Here is a 17,096-nt window from a genome sequence, read left to right on the forward strand (position 1 = left end):
CCCGACGTCAGTCATCCAGCCCAAGACATAACGTCAAAGAAGGAGAGTCCATGTCGTCCGATACCGCTTCTCCCCGTTTTGCGCCTCCTTCCCAGGGTGAGCCGATCACCATGGGGGCCGACCACAAGCTCATCGTGCCGAACAACCCGATTCTGCCGTTCATCGAAGGCGACGGAACGGGGCGCGACATCTGGCGCGCGTCGGTGCGCGTGCTCGATGCCGCCGTGGAGAAGGCGTACGGCGGAAAGCGCAAGATCGCTTGGTACGAGGTTTACGCGGGTGAGAAGGCTTTCACGAAGTTCAACACCTGGCTCCCGCAGGAGTCGGTCGAAGCCTTCCGTAAGTACCTCGTGGGCATCAAAGGCCCGCTCACCACGCCGATCGGCGGTGGCATCCGCTCGCTCAACGTCGAGCTGCGCCAGCTCCTCGACCTGTACGTGTGTCTCCGTCCGGTGCGCTGGTTCAAGGGCGTGCCCAGCCCGGTGAAGGCCCCCGAGAACGTGGACATGGTCATCTTCCGCGAGAACACGGAAGACATCTACGCCGGCATCGAGTTCGAGGCCGAGAGCGAGCAGGCCAAGAAGGTCCTCGCCTTCTTCGAGAAGGAATTCCCGGCGAGCTACAAGAAGGTTCGCTTCCCGGCCACCGCCGGCGTCGGCCTCAAGCCGGTCAGCCGCGAAGGCTCGGAGCGCCTCGCGCGCGCGGCCATCGAGTACGCCATCAAGAACAAGCGCAAGAGCGTCACGTTCGTGCACAAAGGTAACATCATGAAGTTCACCGAGGGTGCCTTCATGAAGTGGGGGTACGCCCTCGCCGATCGCGAATTCGGCGACAAGGTCTACACCTGGGCCACCTGGGAGAAGACCAAGGAAGCCAAGGGCGAAGACGCCGCGAACGCCGAGCAGAAGGCGGCCCTCGCGAGCGGCAAGATCCTCGTCAAGGACGCCATCGCGGACATCACCTTGCAGCAGGTCCTCACGCGCCCCAAGGAGTTCGACGTCATCGCCACGTTGAACTTGAACGGCGACTACCTGTCCGACGCGCTCGCGGCGCAGGTCGGTGGCATCGGCATCGCGCCCGGCGGCAACATCAATTACGTCAGCGGCCACGCCATCTTCGAGGCCACCCACGGCACGGCGCCCAAGTACGCCGATCTGGACAAGGTGAACCCCGGCAGCGTCATCCTCTCGGGCGAAATGATGCTCCGCCACCTCGGCTGGAGCGAAGCGGCCGACCTCGTCCTCAAGGGCATGGATGGCGCCATCGGCAGCCGCCGCGTGACGTATGATTTCGCGCGTCTCACGGAAGGCGCCACCGAGATCGCGTGCAGCGCTTTCGGCGACAATATCATCGAGCACATGTGAGAGCTCGCGGGATTCCAAGTAAGGAGAAACGGTAATGCCTACTCGCAAGAAAATCGGTCTGATCGGCGCGGGCAACATTGGCGGCGAGCTCGCACGCTTGGTGGCGAACAAAGAGCTCGGAGATGTCGTTCTGTTCGACATCGCGGCCAAGGAAAACTTCGCCAAGGGCAAGGCGCTCGACCTCGAGCAAAACGGTGCGGTGCTCGGCTACGACTCGCACATCAAGGGCAGCTCGAACTGGGACGACCTGAAAGGTGCGGACGTCCTCATCATCACGGCGGGCGTTCCGCGCAAGCCGGGCCAGAGCCGCGATGACCTCGTGGCGATCAACCTGCCCATCATCCGCGACGTCGCCAGCAACGCGAAGCGCGTGTGTCCCGATGCCTTCGTCATCGTCATCTCCAACCCGCTCGACGCGATGGTCTACGAGTACAAGCGCGTCGTCGGCGCCCCGAAGGAGAAGGTCGTGGGCATGGCCGGCGTGCTCGACTCCGCGCGCCTGCAGCTCTTCTTGGCCCGCGAGGCTGGCGTCAGCGTGAAGGACGTACGCACCACGGTGCTCGGCGGCCACGGCGACGACATGGTTCCGGTTCTCGGGTCCTGCACGATCAACGGCGTTCCCGTGGGCCAGCTCATTGCCAAAGAGAAGCTCGCCGCCATCGTCGACCGCACCCGCAAGGGCGGCGGCGAGATCGTCGGCCTCATGGGCACCAGCGCCTACTACGCACCGGCCACGTCGGCGGTGGCGATGGCCGAGGCCTACCTCCTCGACCAAAAGCGCCTCCTGCCGAGCGCTGTCTACCTCGACGGCGAGTACGGCTACAAGGACATCTTCATGGGCGTCCCCGTCATCATCGGCGGCAAGGGCGTGGAGAAGATCGTCCAGATCGAGCTCACCGCGGACGAGAAGGTCATGCTCGAGAAGAGCGCCAAGAGCGTCCAGAGCGTGATCGACGTCGTGAAGAAGGCCAGCTAGTTAGATTTTCTCCATCTTCCCGTACACGTGCCCGTGCCCGTGCCCCTGCCCGATCTTTCAGAAGATCGGTCGCGGAGTCGGGGGACGGGCACGGGCACGGGCACGTGTACGGGTAGGATTTTTCGCCACCGGAGCCCTCTATGAAAATTCACGAGTACCAAGGGAAGCAGATCTTCCAAAAGTACGGGGTGCCGATCCCCAAAGGTTATCCCGCGTTCACGTTGGAGGAGGCCGAGGCGGCCGCCACGCGGCTGGTCGCGGAGACGGGGAAGAACATCGTGGTGGTGAAAGCCCAGATCCACGCCGGCGGGCGAGGGAAGGGCGGCGGCGTGAAGGTCGCCAAGAACGGCGCCGCGGAGGCGCGGCAGCTCGCCGAGAAGATCCTCGGCATGCAGTTGGTCACGCATCAAACCGGTCCCGAGGGGCAGAAGGTTCGCCGCCTGTACATCGAGCAAGGGCTCGAGATCGAGCGCGAGCTGTACCTCAGCGCCGTGGTCGATCGCGATCGCCGGCGCATTGCCTTCATGGCCTCGACCGAAGGCGGCGTCGAAATCGAGAAGGTCGCCGAGGAGACGCCGGAAAAGATTCTCAAGGTGCACGTCGACCCCGTCGTGGGTCTCTTGCCCTTCCAGGCGCGCCAGCTGGCGTTCGGCCTGGGCCTCTTGAAGCACAAGAAGGAGACGGTGAGCCAGTTCGTCAAGCTCGTCTCCTCGCTGTACGAGCTCTTCGTGAAGGAAGACTGCTCGCTGCTCGAGATCAACCCGCTGATCGTCACCAAGAGCGGCGACATCGTCGCGCTCGACGCGAAGATCAACTTCGACGACAGCGGCGACTACCGCCACCCGAACTGGGACGAGCTGCGCGACGCCGCCGAGGAAGATCCGGTCGAGCTCGAGGCGAAGCAAGCGGGCCTCAATTACGTTTCGCTCGATGGCAACGTCGGCTGTCTGGTCAACGGCGCCGGCCTGGCCATGGCCACGATGGACATCATCAAGCACTACGGCGCGAAGAGCGGCGTGGCACCGGCGAACTTCCTCGACGTGGGCGGTGGCGCCACGCAGGAGCAGGTCACCAAAGCCTTCAAGATGATCCTCTCCAGCAGCAAGGTGAAGGCCATCTTCGTCAACATCTTCGGCGGCATCATGAAGTGCGACGTCATCGCCGCGGGCGTGGTCGCTGCGGCCAAGGACCTCGGCCTGAAGGTGCCGCTGGTCGTCCGCCTCGAGGGCACGAACGTGGAGCTCGGGCGCAAGATCCTCAACGAAAGCGGCCTGGCCATCTCGGCAGCCAACGACATGGCCGACGGCGCGCAGAAGATCGTGCGCGCGATTGCCGGTTGATCCCCCACGCGGAAAACTAGGAGAACTTCACGATGAGCATTCTGGTTGGAAAACAAACGCGCGTGCTCGTGCAAGGGATCACCGGTGGTGCGGGATCGTTTCACGCGAAGCAGATGATCGAATACGGCACCAACGTCGTCGCCGGATGTACGCCTACACGGGGCGGTGAGAAGTTCGAAGCGAAGGATCACTCGGGCAAGGCCGTGCAGGTCCCCGTGTTCGACACCGTCGCCGAAGCCGTGGCGAAGACCGGCGCGGACACGAGCTGCATCTTCGTGCCGCCGCCCGGCGCCGCCGACGCGATCGTCGAGGCCTTCGATGCGGGCTGCAAGCTGGTGGTGTGCATCACCGAGGGCATCCCGGCCATCGACATGATCAAGGTGCGCCGCTTCCTCGAGGCGCTGCAGGCCGAGCGCACGGCCCATGGTGGCGAGATCCCGCGCCTCATCGGACCGAACTGCCCCGGCATCATCACGCCCGAGGCTTGCAAGATCGGCATCATGCCGGGCCATATCCACAAGGCCGGCAACATCGGTGTCGTCTCGCGCTCGGGCACGCTCACCTACGAGGCCGTCGGTCAGCTGACCGCACTGGGCATCGGGCAGTCGACGTGCATCGGCATCGGCGGCGATCCGGTGGCGGGCATGGACTTCGTGGACGTGCTCGCGCTGTTCGAGGCCGATCCGGACACGCACGGCGTCATCCTCATCGGCGAGATCGGCGGCGGCGCCGAGGAGCGCGCGGCCGAGTTCATCAAGGCCAAGATGACCAAACCCGTCGCGGGGTTCATCGCCGGTACGACCGCACCGCCGGGCAAGCGCATGGGCCATGCAGGCGCCATCATCGCCGGCGGCAAAGGCACGGCCGCCGAGAAGATCCGCGCCCTCGAAGCAGCAGGCGCCAAAGTCGCTCCGACGCCGAGCGACATGGCCGTCACGCTGCAATCCATGATGAAGTGAGAATTCTCGTTACAGGGAGCGCCGGCCACTTGGGCGAGGCGCTCGTGCGTACGCTGCGAGAAAGCGAGCACCAGGTCATCGGGCTGGACATCGCAGCGTCGCCCTTCACGGACGTCACGGGCTCGATCACGGATCGGGCCCTGGTGAAGCGCTCCTTGGAGGGCGTGGACGCCGTGCTGCACGCGGCGACCTTGCACAAGCCGCACGTGGCGACGCACACGCGGCAGGACTTCGTGGACACCAACGTCACGGGCACGTTGAACCTGCTCGAGGAGTCGGTGGCAGCTCGCGTCGGTGCCTTCATTTTCACGAGCACCACGAGCACCTTCGGCCGCGCATTGACGCCGCCGCCGGGCGCACCCGCCACGTGGATCACCGAGGACGTGGTCCCCATTCCGAAGAACATTTATGGCGTCACGAAGCTCGCCGCGGAGAATCTGTGCGAGCTCTTTCAGCGAAACCTCGGCCTGCCGTGCCTCGTCTTGCGGACGTCGCGCTTCTTTCCCGAGGCCGATGACCACAAGGACACGCGTGAGGCGTACGACGACGCCAACGTGAAGGCCAACGAGTTCCTCTACCGCCGCGTCGACATCGAGGACATCGTCAGCGCCCACGTGCTCGCGATCGAGAAGGCGCGCGCGCTCGGCTTCCGCAAGTACATCATCAGCGCCACCACGCCCTTCACGCAGGGCGATCTCGTCGACCTCCAGCGCGATGCCTCCTCCGTCGTGGCGCGCCACGTCCCGGAGTTCGCCGCCGAGTACGCGAAGCGCGGCTGGAAGATGTTCCCTGGCATCGAGCGCGTGTACGTCAACGAGCGAGCTCGCACGGAGCTGGGCTGGCGCCCGCGCTACGACTTCGCCCACGTCGTCGACTGCCTGCGCCACGGCCGCGAGCCGCGCAGCGAATTGGCGCAACAGGTCGGCTCGAAGGGCTACCACGCCGAGACGTTCGAGCACGGCCCGTATCCTGTCGAGACGTAACGTCACAGCGCGATATGGAATAATTTTCTGACAAACGGCGCTCCCTCGTTCCAAGCATGGGAAAGAAGGGAGACGGCACGATGAAGCGTGCATGCCTAAGCGGCCTCGCGGCTGCGGTGCTGACGTCCATCTTCGCGGCGTCGGGCTGCAGCGAGGATCTCGGCGTCGGTGATCCGTGCGTTCCGGAAATCGAATACACCGCCACGTTCAACGGCTTCGACATCGATCAAGAAGTCGTCGAGTCGAGGAGCTACCAATGCCGAACGCGCCTCTGCCTCGTGAACCACTTTCAAGGACGCATCACGTGCCCTTACGGCCAACGCCCCGACGGAACTCCGCGCAGCGGTAAGGAGGCTTGCGTCACACCCGTCGCCAAGAAGCCGGTCGTCGGTGGCGCGCAATCTGGATACGAAGGCGCCGAGGTCAAAGCCCAGTGCAGCGCGCGCAGGCCGAGCGACGCCGTCTACTGCTCCTGCCGCTGCGCCAACAAAGACGGCAACACCGACGACGGCGCCAACTATTGCGCGTGCCCCGATGGCTTTACCTGCGAGCAGCTCGGCGCGGTGGTCCCCGGGACCGATGAACTGCTCGCCGGCGGATACTGCGTCAAATCGGGCACGCAATACAAAACGGGATCGTGCGGCTTCGAGTGCAACGCCGAGACGAGAACCTGTCCGTGAGTACCGCTTCCTTGCTTGGCTTAGAAGATTCTCTCACACACGCGACTCACACACCCACGATGCGGTTGCGGCCCGCTTGCTTGGCCGCGTACAACCGCTGATCGGCGGCGCCGAGGAGGCTCGTTTTCAGCGACGGGACGCTCGTGGGTGTGGCCTTCTCGATGCGCGGACCGCAGTCGCGCAGGGAGGCCACGCCGGCGCTCACCGTGACGTGGAGCAAGTGCTCCTCGAATGGAATCATCGTTGCGGCAATCGAATTGCGCAAACGGTCCGCCACGAGCATCGCATTCGCCACGGCGGTCCCGCGGGCCACCACGACGAACTCCTCGCCGCCGTAACGCGCGAGCAGATCCTCCTGGCGCAACCCATGCGACATGACTTGCGCTGCCGTGCGCAGCACCGCATCGCCCGCCAAGTGCCCGTACGTGTCGTTCACGTTCTTGAAGTGATCCACGTCGAGCAAAATGACCGACAGCTCCGTTTGATGGCGGATCGCGAAGGCGACCTCCACGTCGAGCCGCTCCTCGAGGTGCTTGCGGTTGTACACCCGCGTGAGCCCGTCGTAGAGCGCGGCCTCGTACATCCGCTTGAGGGCGGCTTCCTCGTCGTCGTCGACGATGTTGAAGCGCAGCATGCAATGCGGCCCCAGCCGAATGCGGTCCCCGTCTTTGAGCGCCACGGCGCCGTCGATGCGGGTGTCGTTCACGTAGCTGCCGTTCGTCGAGCGATTGTCGGCGAACACGTATTCGGCCCCCACCATCAGAATGCGCGCGTGGCTGCCCGAAACGCTGGCATCGTCGAAGCGCAACGTACAATCGTCCCCGCGCCCCATCGTGACGATTTCCGATGGGGCGAGCACGTGAACGCGTGCGGTTTGCGTGCCCGTGGCGGTGGTCAACACCGCCTTGGAACGAGTGCGCTTGATGGACTCGGGCGCCTGCACGATGAGCGTTTGGGAACGCTGCGATGTCCCACCATCCCGGTCACGAGGACCCGACATGGCACTAGGATCCGTTCAGTTGGCCCTTCTGTAAAGGAGGATTCCTCGATTCTATTGGCCAGCAGCTATTGGGCGGCGCGCCCGAGATCGCCTAACACCCGCATGGCGGCATTGTGTCCAGCCGCGCCAATCACGGAGCCTGCCGGGTGACAGCCAGCGCTGCAGGAATAGAGCCCGGCAATCGGCGTCACATAGGGCAGCCGATCGGCGAAGCCGAACGAATTGTCGACGTGATGGATGTGCCCATGGGTGATGCCGAAGTGTTGCTCGATCTTCTGCGGGTGCAGCGGGAAGGTATCCACCACGAGATCCGACGTTCCGGGTGCGAAGCGGTCGCAGATCGACAGCAGGTGCGCCACATAGCGTGATTCCTCGGCTTCCCACGTCGTGCCGCGAAGTTCGCGTGGCACCCATTGCACGAAGAGAGCGGAATTATGGTTCCCGTCCGCATCCTGCAGCGAGGGGTCGACCGTGGTGTGGATGTACCACTCGATGGTCGGAAACTCGGGGAGCTTGCCCTGCTGCACGTCGGCAAAGCCCGTCCGGAGCGACTCGATCACCCGATCTTCGCTGGGCAGCAAATGGATCGTGGCGCCGTATTGCCCGCGGTCCTCCGGCAAACAGGTGAACTTGGGCAGCCCGCGCAGGGCAAGGTTCACCTTCATGGTCGTGCCCGTCTTCTTCCCGTACTCGTCGAGCCGCGTGTTGTAGTCGCCCGGCAGCGCTTCGCGCCCCACGAGCTGCCGCATCCGGAACGGGTCCGCGTTGCACACGACGACCTCCGCCCGAATCTCCGTCCCATCGTGCAGCACCACCCCCTTGGCGACGCCGCCCTCGAGGATCAGCTTGCTCACCCCGGCATTCACGTCGATGCGCGCGCCGTGCTTGCGCGCGGCCTCGGCCAAGCGCCCCGTCACCGTCCCCATGCCCCCGCGCACGATCATCCACGTGCCATCGGCGCCGGGCAGACGGCACATGTTGTGGATGAGGAAATTCATCCCCGTGCCGGGCGTGCCCCACGATCCGGTGAGCCCCGAGAAGCCATCCGTCACCGCGTACATGGCCTTCACCAAGTCGCTCTTGAACTGGAAGCGCTCCAGGTACTCGTTCACCGGCTTGCGGCATAGATCGACGAACACCTGACGAAGCTGCGGCCGGATGTACTTCTCCGCCGTCTCCTCGATGGTGAGCGGCTCCTGCAGGAACGTCGGCGCGACGTCCTCGCGAATCTGGGCGATCTCCTCGTGCATCGCCACGTTCGCGCGCCAATCCGCCTCCGAGAAAAACGAGACGAATTGCTCCTTGGTTTGCGCCGCGTTCGACCCGAAAAGCAAATAGCGTTTGCCTTCCGTGGGCAAAAAGTAATGCGGGTCACGTCGCACGACGGGCATCTCCACGCCGAGCTTTTGAATCAGCTCCGGCGGCATGAGCCCGAGCAGGTAGGCGCCCGTCGACATGCCGAGGTTCGGCGCTTTCTTGAAAGGATGCTCCGTGCGCGCCGCCCCGCCGACGACCCCTTTGTCTTCCAGCACGCGCACTTTCAGCCCCGCACGCGCCAAAAGAAGCGCGGCCACGAGCCCGTTGTGCCCGGCACCCACCACGATTGCATCTACTGAGTCTGCCATGTGCCAAGTCTAGCTCTCTCCTCCCCACACGTACACGCGCCCGTGCCCGTGCCCCTGCCCGAAAATCCCTGCCCGAGAATCCGCCGGGCACGACGGGCGAGTAGGGGCACGACGGGCGGGCAGGGGCACGGGCAGGGGCACGGGGTGAGAAGGAAGCGGCGAGGGGCCGGTTGCACTTTCCCCATCCATCTCGTAAAAGGCGCCCCATGCCCGTCGAGAGGACACTTTCCATCATCAAGCCCGACGCCGTTGAAAAGAACCGCACCGGCGCAATTCTCGCCCACCTCGAAGAGGCGGGTTTCAAGATCCAGGCCCTCCGCCGCACGCACCTCACGCGCGCCGAAGCCGAAGGCTTCTACGCCGTGCACAAGGCGCGTCCGTTCTTCGGCGAATTGGTCGAGTTCATGACGCGTTCGCCGGTGGTCATCGCCGTGCTCGAGCGTGAAGACGCCGTGAACGCCTACCGCAAAGTGATGGGCGCGACGGATCCGGCCAAGGCCGACGCCGGCACCCTCCGCAAGCTGTTCGGCAGCAGCGTCGGCGAGAACGCCGTCCACGGCTCCGACAGCCTCGAGAACGCGAAGATCGAGATCTCGTACTACTTCCCTGGCTCGCTGGTTTCCCCTACGGCCTGAGAACCTCATGACCACCCACGAGACGTCGCGGCCTCTCATCGAGGCTGCCTTCGCGGATCGCAAACGACTCGAGGATCCGGCCACCGTGAAAGCGGTGCTGGACACCATCGCCGCCCTCGATCGCGGCGAGCTTCGCGTTGCATCACCTCCAACGGAGGGGGAAGAGGACGGCTCGTGGGTGACGCATAGCTGGGTGAAGCAGGCCATCCTGCTTTTCTTCGCCGTGCAAAAGATGGAGACCTACGACGTCGGTCCCTTCGAATTTTACGACAAGATTCCGCTGAAGAAGAATTACCAGGCCGCGGGCGTGCGTGTGGTGCCGCCCGGCGTGGTTCGCTACGGCGCGTTCCTCGAGTCGGGCTGCATCGTTATGCCCGGTTACGTGAACATCGGCGCGCGCGTGGGCGAGCGCACGATGGTCGATACATGGGCCACCGTGGGCTCGTGCGCGCAGGTCGGCAAAGACGTCCATCTGTCCGGCGGCGTGGGCATCGGCGGCGTGCTGGAGCCCCCGGGCGCTAGCCCGGTCATCGTGGAAGATGGTGCCTTCGTTGGATCGCGCGTCGTCGTCGTGGAAGGGGTTCGCATTGGACGCGAGGCCGTGATTGGCTCGGGCGTCGTGCTGACCGCATCGACCACCATCATCGACGTGACGGGCTCGACGCCGGTCGAGCGCAAAGGCCACGTGCCCGCACGCAGCGTGGTCATCCCGGGAAGCCGCACCAAGCGTTTCCCGGCGGGGGAGTTCGCGATACCTTGTGCCCTCATCATCGGGAAGCGAAACCCGAGTACGGATCGGAAGGTAAGTCTGAACGATGCGCTCCGTGATTTTAACGTCCCCGTTTGACGTCTTCTCCGGCGCACTCGACGAAACGCTCCTCTGGCTTTGTGCAATCCCTTCGCCCATCGGCGAAGAGGACGCCATTTGCGATGCCGTGCAAGCGCGGCTCCAGAAGCAGGAGCTCGCCGGGCCGATTCGCCGCTATGGCAATTCCATCGTCGTTCCGCTGACGCGCCATCGGCGTTCTATGGGCGGCGAACGCTCCACGCACATCGCGCTGGTGGGTCACCTCGATACGGTGCGCACCGAAAATGGTCCCGCGCGCATCGACGGCGACCGCATCTACGGCGCCGGCGCCGCCGACATGAAGAGCGGCCTCGCCGTCATGATTGCGCTGGCCGAAACCACGCGCCCGCTGCTGCCATGCGACGTCACCCTCGTGTTCTACGCGAAGGAAGAGGGCCCCTACGAGGGCAACGAACTCGGCCCCGTGCTCGAGCAAGATCCCGAGCTCGCCAACGTCGACCTCGCGGTGTGCCTCGAGCCCTCGGACAACCGCCTGCAACTCGGTTGCAACGGCTCGTTGCACGCGACGGTCACCTTCGAAGGCCGCACCGCGCACAGCTCGCGCCCCTGGCAGGGCGACAACGCCATCGTGAAGGCCGGCGCGCTCCTCACGGAGCTGGCGCGCCTCCAGCCCGACGACCATGTTCTCGACGGCCACACGTACCGCGGGGTGGTGACCGTCACGCAGGCCAAGGATGGCGGCCGCGGACGCAACGTCGTGCCCGACGTCTTCGCGCTCAACCTGAACTACCGATTCCCGCCCGACGTCTCGATCGAGGACGCCGAAGCGCGGCTGCGCGCCCTGGTCATTGGCCCCGCCCACGAGCACGGCTGGGATGGCCCCGAGCCGCGCATCGACATCACCGACCGCAGCCCTGCCGCACCGCCCAATGGCAACCATCCGTTGATTGCCAAGTTGATCGAAGCTGGTGTGAAATCCGTCGAACCAAAGCAGGCCTGGACGGACGTGGCCCGATTCGCGACGCGCGGAATCCCGGCGGTCAACTTCGGCCCAGGTGAAAATGCGCAGGCTCACCAGAAGAACGAATCGACATCCCTCGCGCTCATGCACGACGGATTTCAAATCATCAAGCGCTGGTTGTTATCGCTCTAACGCGGCTTCAAGCGATTAGCCGTTTGGAAAGCCCGCGATACTCCCGGGTTTTTCGACGATCTGGCGTGCGTTCGCCGCCAGCGACCAAGGCACGGTGGATGCTTGGATCCACCACCCTGGTCCTTTTTTTACCGGATTTCCCGAAGAAAAACGCGTGCTAAACCCCAGCGTATGAAGACTTCATTGTTCCGTGTCGTGCTAGTGGCCGTGCTCACCTCCGCGCTCGGCGCGTGCGGGGGTGGAGGCACCGGTGGAGAAGGTGGAGAAGCCAAGACGGGTGGCGCGGAAGGCGCGCACCCGCTGGTAGGAGCTCCCGGTCCGGATTTCGCCGTCGACTCGGTGAACGGACAGGGGAAAATGTCGTTCAAGGGCCTCGAAGGCAAGGTGGTTCTCGTCGATTTCTGGGCGACGTGGTGCGAGCCCTGCAAAAAATCCTTCCCGAAGCTGCAGGGGCTTCACACGAAGTACAAGGCGAACGGCTTCGAGATCCTCGCGGTCTCGGAGGACGACGAGAAGAGCAAGGAGATCTCGGACTTCGGTACGACCTATGGTGCCAAGTTCGCGATAGGGTGGGATGACGGGAAGGGCATCGCCAAGAAGTGGGAGCCCAAGAGCATGCCCTCCTCCTTCGTGGTCGATCGAAAAGGCGTCGTGCGCTTCGTCCATCTCGGCTATCATGATGGCGAAGAGGACGAGCTCGAGAAGGAAATCAAGAGCCTTCTCTGAGTTTCGCTCCGTCCTCTTGGCAGCACGCAGTACCTGTAGTGCCCCGAGGAGGACGGTCGTTCGAGGATGATTCGCAGGCGCCCCCGTATTTTTCGCCGCTGCCTCGTAGGACTCACGTCCTTGTTGCTGCTGGCCGCGAATGTACACGTGTCGCCTGCCCAAGACCTGGCGGCCGCGCGCCGTGAGATCACGAAGGCCGATGACTTTCGTGTGCGACTCGGCGCTGCTCTCGTCATTGGTCGCACCAAACCACCGGACGGACGTCAGCTTCTAGAGAAAGCGCTGTCCGATCCACATCCCGCGGTAAGGGCCGCTGCAGCGGCCGCGCTGGGTTCTTATGGCGACGCGGCGGCGATTCCGGCGCTCGAGCAACACCTCGCGACGGAAGGCGCTGCCAGCGTGCGCACGCAGCTCGAAGGTTCGCTGTCCACGCTCCGCGGTGGTGGCGGCGGCAAAGCTGCCAAGGGCAGCGCAAAGTACGTATTGCAACTCGGGTCCATGCGCGTGGCCTCCGGTGTGGGAGGCCCGCGTGGCGACCAACTCGGGCAGGTGCTGCGCTCGGCGGCCCGCGAGCGCGCGGCCAGCGTGCCGGGAGCCGTTCTCGCGCCGGATCCGCAGACGGCGGCACGCCGTGCGAGCGAACAGCACGTACCGGTGCTCGTCATCGACGGCACGCTCGTGCGCATGTCGCAGCAGGCGCAGGCCAACGGCACCGTGGGGTTTTCCGCGCAGGTCGACTTCAGCGTTCGCAAGGTGCCCGAGCACTCGCTCCGCGCCTCGCTCACGGGCAACGCGATGAGCATTGGTACCGCGCGCTCGCTGGTGAACGAACAACGCGTGTACGCGCTTCAAGACCAAGCCGTCGACGGGGCCGTGGAGAGCGCCATGCGCAACGCCGATCGAGGGTTCTCGCAAGCCTTGCAATGAAACACGTCCTGTTCGTCTCGAAGCCCATCGTGCCGCCGTGGCACGACGGCTCGAAAAACTTGGTTCGCGACATCGCGACGCACCTCCAGCGTGCGCGGCCCACGGTGATGACGACGGAACGGGCGACCCCGCTGGGCGGGCGCGTCGCCTCGGATCCCATTTACCGCGAGCCGGGGGGCTTCTCGCCCAGCGTGCTCACGAACGCGCGCGTCGTGCGGCGCCTCTTGTCCGATCGCGGGCACGACGTGTGGCACTTCGTCTTCGCGCCCAACGTGGCCTCCTCGGCCGCCGCGCGTGTCTCCATCGCGACCCGGCGGGCCCTCGGCTGGAACGGGCGCGTCGTGCAGACCATCGCCAGCGCCCCGCGCCGGTTCGAGCTCGCGCCCTCGCTGCTCTTCGGCGATGCCGTCGTCGCCCTCACCGAGTGGACCCGCGCGCGCCTTCTCGCCGAGGGCGTCGACGGCTCGAAATTGCGGGTCATCCCTCCGTGCAGCGCCCCGCCCCGCGCGGTGGCCCCCACGGAAATGGCGCAGCTCCGCGAGGAGCTCGACCTGGGCCCGGGCCCGATCCTCCTCTATCCGGGCGACTACGAGGTCTCGCACGGCGCCGAAACCGTGGCCCGCGCCGCCGCGGCCATCGCGCGGGCCGTGCCCGAGGCGCGCATCGTCTTCGCGTGCCGCCCAAAGTCACCCCGCGCGCGGGAAGCCCGCGCCGACGTCGAGCGCATCTTGGCCGACGCCCACGTGCTCCACCGCACGCGCCACGTGGGCCAGATGGCCGATATCGTCCCGCTTCTCGCCGCCGCCTCGGCTGTGCTTTTTCCCGTGGATGATCTCTACGGCAAGGTCGACCTTCCCATCGTCCTCCTCGAAGCCCTGGCTCTGGGCATCCCGATGATCCTCGCCCGCGGCGGTCCGCTCGAGGCACTTTCCGCCGCCGACTTCGTCGATCCGGGCGACGCCGAGGCCCTTGCCCGAACCGCCGTCGCCATCCTGCGTGCCCCCGCGGATCGCCCCCAGCGCGCCCGCGCCCTCTACACCGAGCGCTTCACCCCTCCCACGGTGGCCGCGGCGTACGACGAGCTCTACGAACAGCTCCGTTAAGGCACCCTCCTCCAGGGACGGGGAGAGTTCCGGGATCGGCCAGCGAGATCGGGCCAGATCGTGCTAAATGCCCCCGTACAATGAGCACCGTGGGCGGCGAAAAAATCGTGCATCCCGCGTCGGAAGTCCGGCGCACGTTTCTCGAGTTCTTTGGCAAGAAGGGGCACGAAGTCTGTGCCAGCGGCCCGTTGGTGCCTGCCAACGATCCCACGCTGATGTTCGCCAACGCCGGCATGGTCCAGTTCAAGGACGTCTTCACCGGCAAGGACGTGCGTCCGTACAAGCGCGCCACCTCCAGCCAGAAGTGCATCCGCATCTCCGGCAAGCACAACGACCTCGAGAACGTCGGCGTCACCGCACGCCACCACACCTTCTTCGAGATGCTCGGCAACTTCAGCTTCGGCGACTACTTCAAGGAAGAAGCTATCGCCTACGCTTGGGATCTCCTCACCAACGTTTACGGCCTCCCGAAAGACCGCCTCGTGGTCAGCGTCTTCGGCGGCGAGGGCGGCATCGCCGCGGACGACGAAGCGCGATCCATCTGGCGCAAGGTCACCGGCTTCTCCGACGAGCGCATCTTCGGCCTCGGCATGAAGGACAACTTCTGGCAGATGGGCGACACCGGCCCCTGCGGCCCGTGCTCCGAGATTCACTACTACCTCGGCGACAAGCCCGATCTCGCCCGTTTCAACGAAGAGCCCAACGACGCCGGCCATGGCTGGATGGAGATCTGGAACCTGGTCTTCATGCAGTTCGAGCGAAGCCTCGGCCCCGACGGCCAGGCCATCCTCGCGAAGCTCCCCGCGCCGTGTGTCGACACCGGCATGGGCCTCGAGCGCATCGCCAGCGTGCTCCAGGGCAAGTTCTCCAACTACGACAGCGACTTGATGCGCGCCCTGGTCGACAAGGCCGCGGCCATCTCGGGCAAGGCTTACCGCGCGTCGCAAGGCGACGACGACGTCTCCATGCGGGTCATCGCCGACCATGCGCGCACCACGGCGTTCCTCATGGCCGAGGGCGTTCAGCCCGATCGCAACGGCCGCGAGTACGTCCTCCGTCGCGTCATGCGCCGTGCGATCCGCCATGGCCATCGCCTGGGCATCGAGCGTCCGTTCCTTCACGAGGTGGCCCTCGAGGTGGTGGCGCTCATGGGCGAGCAGTACCCCGAGCTCGTTCGCCGCAAAGATTTGATCGCGACGCAGACCGAGCAAGAGGAGGTTCGCTTCCGGCAGACGCTCGAACGCGGCCTTCACATCCTCGACGAGGAGATCGCCACCGTTCGCAGTGCGGGCGCGAACACCTTGCCCGGCCCTACGGCCTTCAAGCTTTACGACACGTACGGCTTCCCGGTCGACCTCACCGAGGTCATCGCGGCCGAGCGGGGCATCGAGGTCGACAAGGACGGCTACGAAAAGGCGCTGAAGGAACAGCGCGTGCGCAGCCAGGAATCGAAACTCAACGACGAAGCCGTCGTCGAATCCGTGTGGCGTGAAGCCATCGGTGCCGTCGGTGGAGCGGTGCGCTTCACCGGCTACGATCACGAAGAAGGCGAGGGGAAGGTCGTCGCCATCGTCCTGGGAAACACCTTGGTTCCGTCGGCAAAGGCGGGCGACGCCGTGGCCATCATCACCGACGTCACGCCGTTCTACGGCGAGGCGGGCGGCCAGGTCGGTGACCGCGGTGTCCTTCGCACCAAGGCGGGGACCCTCTTCACGGTGGAGGACACGCAGAAGCCGATCGAGGGCCTCATCGCCCACCGCGGCAAGGTCACCGCCGGCGAGATCAAGGTGGGCGACGCCGTCGCACTCGAGGTCGATCACGAGCGCCGCACGGCCACGCGCCGCAACCACTCGGCCACGCACTTGCTGCACTGGGCGCTTCGCCAGGTGATCGGCGAGCAGGCCGCGCAGAAAGGTTCGCTCGTCGGCCCCGATCGCCTTCGCTTCGACTTTTCGCACGGCCGCGCGGTGACCCCCGAGGAAATCACGCGCATCGAAGACTTGGTCAACGCGAAGATCCTCACCGACGCCCCCGTCGAGACCGAGATCCTCTCCATGGAGCAAGCCCGGGCGAAGGGCGCGATTGCCATCTTCGAAGAGAAGTACGGCGACGTCGTGCGCGTCCTCACGATGACCCGCGATTCCGTCGAGCTATGCGGCGGCACGCACGCGCATGCCCTCGGCGAGATCGGCCTGTTCAAAATCCTCAGCGAAGGAGGCGTCGCCGCCGGTGTTCGCCGCCTCGAGGCTGCGACCGGTCTCAACGCCCTCGCTCAGTTCCGCCAGATGGAGAAGACACTCCGCACCGTCGCGGACTTCGCCCGAAGCGGCCTTTCGGACGTCGCGGACAAGGTCGAAAAGCTCGCCGCGCACGAACGTCAGCTCCAAAAAGAGGTCCAAGATCTGAAACGCAAGATCGCCACCGGCGGTGCATCCGGCGGAGGCCTCGACGAGCTCACGCGCAGCGCACGCGACATTGCAGGCAAGGGTGGCGGGAAAGTCCTCGCCGTCAAAGTGGACACCGACGATCCCGCCACCTTGCGCGAAATGGCCGAGAAGCTTCGCGACAAGCTCGGCGAGGCTGTCGTGCTGGTCGGCGCGGTCAGCGGCCCCAAGGCCTCGCTCGTCCTCACCGTGTCGAAGTCGCTGCTCGGTCGCTACAAGGCCGGTGAACTCATTCGCCCGGTCGCCGAGATCGTCGGAGGCAAGGGCGGGGGCCGTCCGGACATGGCCCAGGCAGGTGGGACAGTGACCGACAAGCTCGATGAGGCCCTGAGCAGTCTCTACACGGCGATCGCATAAGGGTACACAACAGCAG

15 protein-coding genes are annotated in these 17,096 nt (G+C 65.3%); 13 read left to right on the forward strand and 2 right to left on the reverse strand.

The features are described 5' to 3' along the window. The first annotated feature begins 50 nt into the window (after nucleotides 1-50). From icd to LVJ94_12525, 6 genes are all read left to right on the forward strand, one after another. On the forward strand, nucleotides 51-1,364 hold the full coding sequence (gene icd / locus LVJ94_12500; GenBank protein ID WXB08049.1) for an NADP-dependent isocitrate dehydrogenase: 1,314 nt from the start codon (nucleotides 51-53) through the stop codon (nucleotides 1,362-1,364). A gap of 34 nt (nucleotides 1,365-1,398) precedes the next feature. Then, nucleotides 1,399-2,340 (forward strand): malate dehydrogenase, encoded by a 942-nt coding sequence (mdh, locus tag LVJ94_12505; protein WXB08050.1) that lies wholly within the window; start codon nucleotides 1,399-1,401, stop codon nucleotides 2,338-2,340. Nucleotides 2,341-2,480: 140 nt separating this feature from the next. Beyond that, nucleotides 2,481-3,680, forward strand: coding sequence for an ADP-forming succinate--CoA ligase subunit beta (gene sucC, locus LVJ94_12510; protein WXB08051.1), 1,200 nt, complete (start codon nucleotides 2,481-2,483; stop codon nucleotides 3,678-3,680). A 32-nt stretch (nucleotides 3,681-3,712) separates the two neighbouring features. Continuing rightward, nucleotides 3,713-4,639 carry a succinate--CoA ligase subunit alpha gene (gene sucD / locus LVJ94_12515; GenBank protein ID WXB08052.1) on the forward strand — a complete coding sequence of 309 codons (927 nt, stop codon included), beginning with the start codon at nucleotides 3,713-3,715 and terminating at the stop codon, nucleotides 4,637-4,639. After that, the gene (locus tag LVJ94_12520) at nucleotides 4,636-5,622 is read left to right on the forward strand and encodes an NAD(P)-dependent oxidoreductase (protein WXB08053.1); all 987 of its coding nucleotides are present in this window, start codon (nucleotides 4,636-4,638) and stop codon (nucleotides 5,620-5,622) included. The genes sucD and LVJ94_12520 overlap by 4 nt, the downstream gene beginning before the upstream one ends. 80 nt (nucleotides 5,623-5,702) lie before the next feature. Next, nucleotides 5,703-6,302, forward strand: a complete 600-nt coding sequence (locus LVJ94_12525; GenBank protein WXB08054.1) for a hypothetical protein — start codon at nucleotides 5,703-5,705, stop codon at nucleotides 6,300-6,302. Between the two features lie 46 nt (nucleotides 6,303-6,348). Here LVJ94_12525 and LVJ94_12530 read toward each other — a convergent pair whose 3' ends face one another. Together LVJ94_12530 and LVJ94_12535 are read right to left on the reverse strand one after the other, a co-directional pair. Further along, nucleotides 6,349-7,302 (reverse strand): diguanylate cyclase, encoded by a 954-nt coding sequence (locus tag LVJ94_12530; protein ID WXB08055.1) that lies wholly within the window; start codon nucleotides 7,300-7,302, stop codon nucleotides 6,349-6,351. 65 nt (nucleotides 7,303-7,367) lie between these two features. Continuing rightward, nucleotides 7,368-8,927, reverse strand: a complete 1,560-nt coding sequence (locus LVJ94_12535) for an NAD(P)/FAD-dependent oxidoreductase (GenBank protein ID WXB08056.1) — start codon at nucleotides 8,925-8,927, stop codon at nucleotides 7,368-7,370. Nucleotides 8,928-9,133: 206 nt separating this feature from the next. Here LVJ94_12535 and ndk point away from each other — a divergent pair, with 206 nt between their 5' ends. From ndk to alaS, 7 genes are all read left to right on the forward strand, one after another. Further along, nucleotides 9,134-9,562 (forward strand): nucleoside-diphosphate kinase, encoded by a 429-nt coding sequence (gene ndk, locus LVJ94_12540; GenBank protein ID WXB08057.1) that lies wholly within the window; start codon nucleotides 9,134-9,136, stop codon nucleotides 9,560-9,562. 7 nt (nucleotides 9,563-9,569) lie between these two features. Next, nucleotides 9,570-10,409, forward strand: a complete 840-nt coding sequence (locus tag LVJ94_12545; protein ID WXB08058.1) for a 2,3,4,5-tetrahydropyridine-2,6-dicarboxylate N-succinyltransferase — start codon at nucleotides 9,570-9,572, stop codon at nucleotides 10,407-10,409. Beyond that, the gene (gene dapE / locus LVJ94_12550; protein WXB08059.1) at nucleotides 10,387-11,523 is read left to right on the forward strand and encodes a succinyl-diaminopimelate desuccinylase; all 1,137 of its coding nucleotides are present in this window, start codon (nucleotides 10,387-10,389) and stop codon (nucleotides 11,521-11,523) included. The genes LVJ94_12545 and dapE overlap by 23 nt, the downstream gene beginning before the upstream one ends. 171 nt (nucleotides 11,524-11,694) lie before the next feature. Beyond that, nucleotides 11,695-12,249 (forward strand): TlpA family protein disulfide reductase, encoded by a 555-nt coding sequence (locus tag LVJ94_12555; GenBank protein ID WXB08060.1) that lies wholly within the window; start codon nucleotides 11,695-11,697, stop codon nucleotides 12,247-12,249. Between the two features lie 147 nt (nucleotides 12,250-12,396). Beyond that, complete coding sequence (locus LVJ94_12560) at nucleotides 12,397-13,176, forward strand: HEAT repeat domain-containing protein (GenBank protein ID WXB08061.1); 780 nt, start codon at nucleotides 12,397-12,399, stop codon at nucleotides 13,174-13,176. Further along, nucleotides 13,173-14,279 carry a glycosyltransferase family 4 protein gene (locus tag LVJ94_12565; GenBank protein WXB08062.1) on the forward strand — a complete coding sequence of 369 codons (1,107 nt, stop codon included), beginning with the start codon at nucleotides 13,173-13,175 and terminating at the stop codon, nucleotides 14,277-14,279. The genes LVJ94_12560 and LVJ94_12565 overlap by 4 nt, the downstream gene beginning before the upstream one ends. An 80-nt stretch (nucleotides 14,280-14,359) precedes the next feature. Then, nucleotides 14,360-17,080: an alanine--tRNA ligase gene (gene alaS / locus LVJ94_12570; protein WXB08063.1), complete on the forward strand. Its 2,721-nt coding sequence runs from the start codon at nucleotides 14,360-14,362 to the stop codon at nucleotides 17,078-17,080. Nucleotides 17,081-17,096 lie beyond the last annotated feature (16 nt).

This window comes from Sorangiineae bacterium MSr11367, from assembly GCA_037157805.1.
Classification (GTDB): Bacteria; Myxococcota_A; Polyangia; order Polyangiales; family Polyangiaceae; genus Pendulispora; species Pendulispora rubella.

Coding starts and splice junctions, on each gene's coding strand:
- icd (WXB08049.1), top strand. CDS start 51: ATGTCGTCCGATACCGCTTCTCCCCGTTTTGCGCCTCCTTCCCAGGGT.
- mdh (WXB08050.1), top strand. CDS start 1,399: ATGCCTACTCGCAAGAAAATCGGTCTGATCGGCGCGGGCAACATTGGC.
- sucC (WXB08051.1), top strand. CDS start 2,481: ATGAAAATTCACGAGTACCAAGGGAAGCAGATCTTCCAAAAGTACGGG.
- sucD (WXB08052.1), top strand. CDS start 3,713: ATGAGCATTCTGGTTGGAAAACAAACGCGCGTGCTCGTGCAAGGGATC.
- LVJ94_12525 (WXB08054.1), top strand. CDS start 5,703: ATGAAGCGTGCATGCCTAAGCGGCCTCGCGGCTGCGGTGCTGACGTCC.
- LVJ94_12530 (WXB08055.1), bottom strand. CDS start 7,302: ATGTCGGGTCCTCGTGACCGGGATGGTGGGACATCGCAGCGTTCCCAA.
- LVJ94_12535 (WXB08056.1), bottom strand. CDS start 8,927: ATGGCAGACTCAGTAGATGCAATCGTGGTGGGTGCCGGGCACAACGGG.
- ndk (WXB08057.1), top strand. CDS start 9,134: ATGCCCGTCGAGAGGACACTTTCCATCATCAAGCCCGACGCCGTTGAA.
- LVJ94_12545 (WXB08058.1), top strand. CDS start 9,570: ATGACCACCCACGAGACGTCGCGGCCTCTCATCGAGGCTGCCTTCGCG.
- LVJ94_12555 (WXB08060.1), top strand. CDS start 11,695: ATGAAGACTTCATTGTTCCGTGTCGTGCTAGTGGCCGTGCTCACCTCC.
- LVJ94_12565 (WXB08062.1), top strand. CDS start 13,173: ATGAAACACGTCCTGTTCGTCTCGAAGCCCATCGTGCCGCCGTGGCAC.
- alaS (WXB08063.1), top strand. CDS start 14,360: ATGAGCACCGTGGGCGGCGAAAAAATCGTGCATCCCGCGTCGGAAGTC.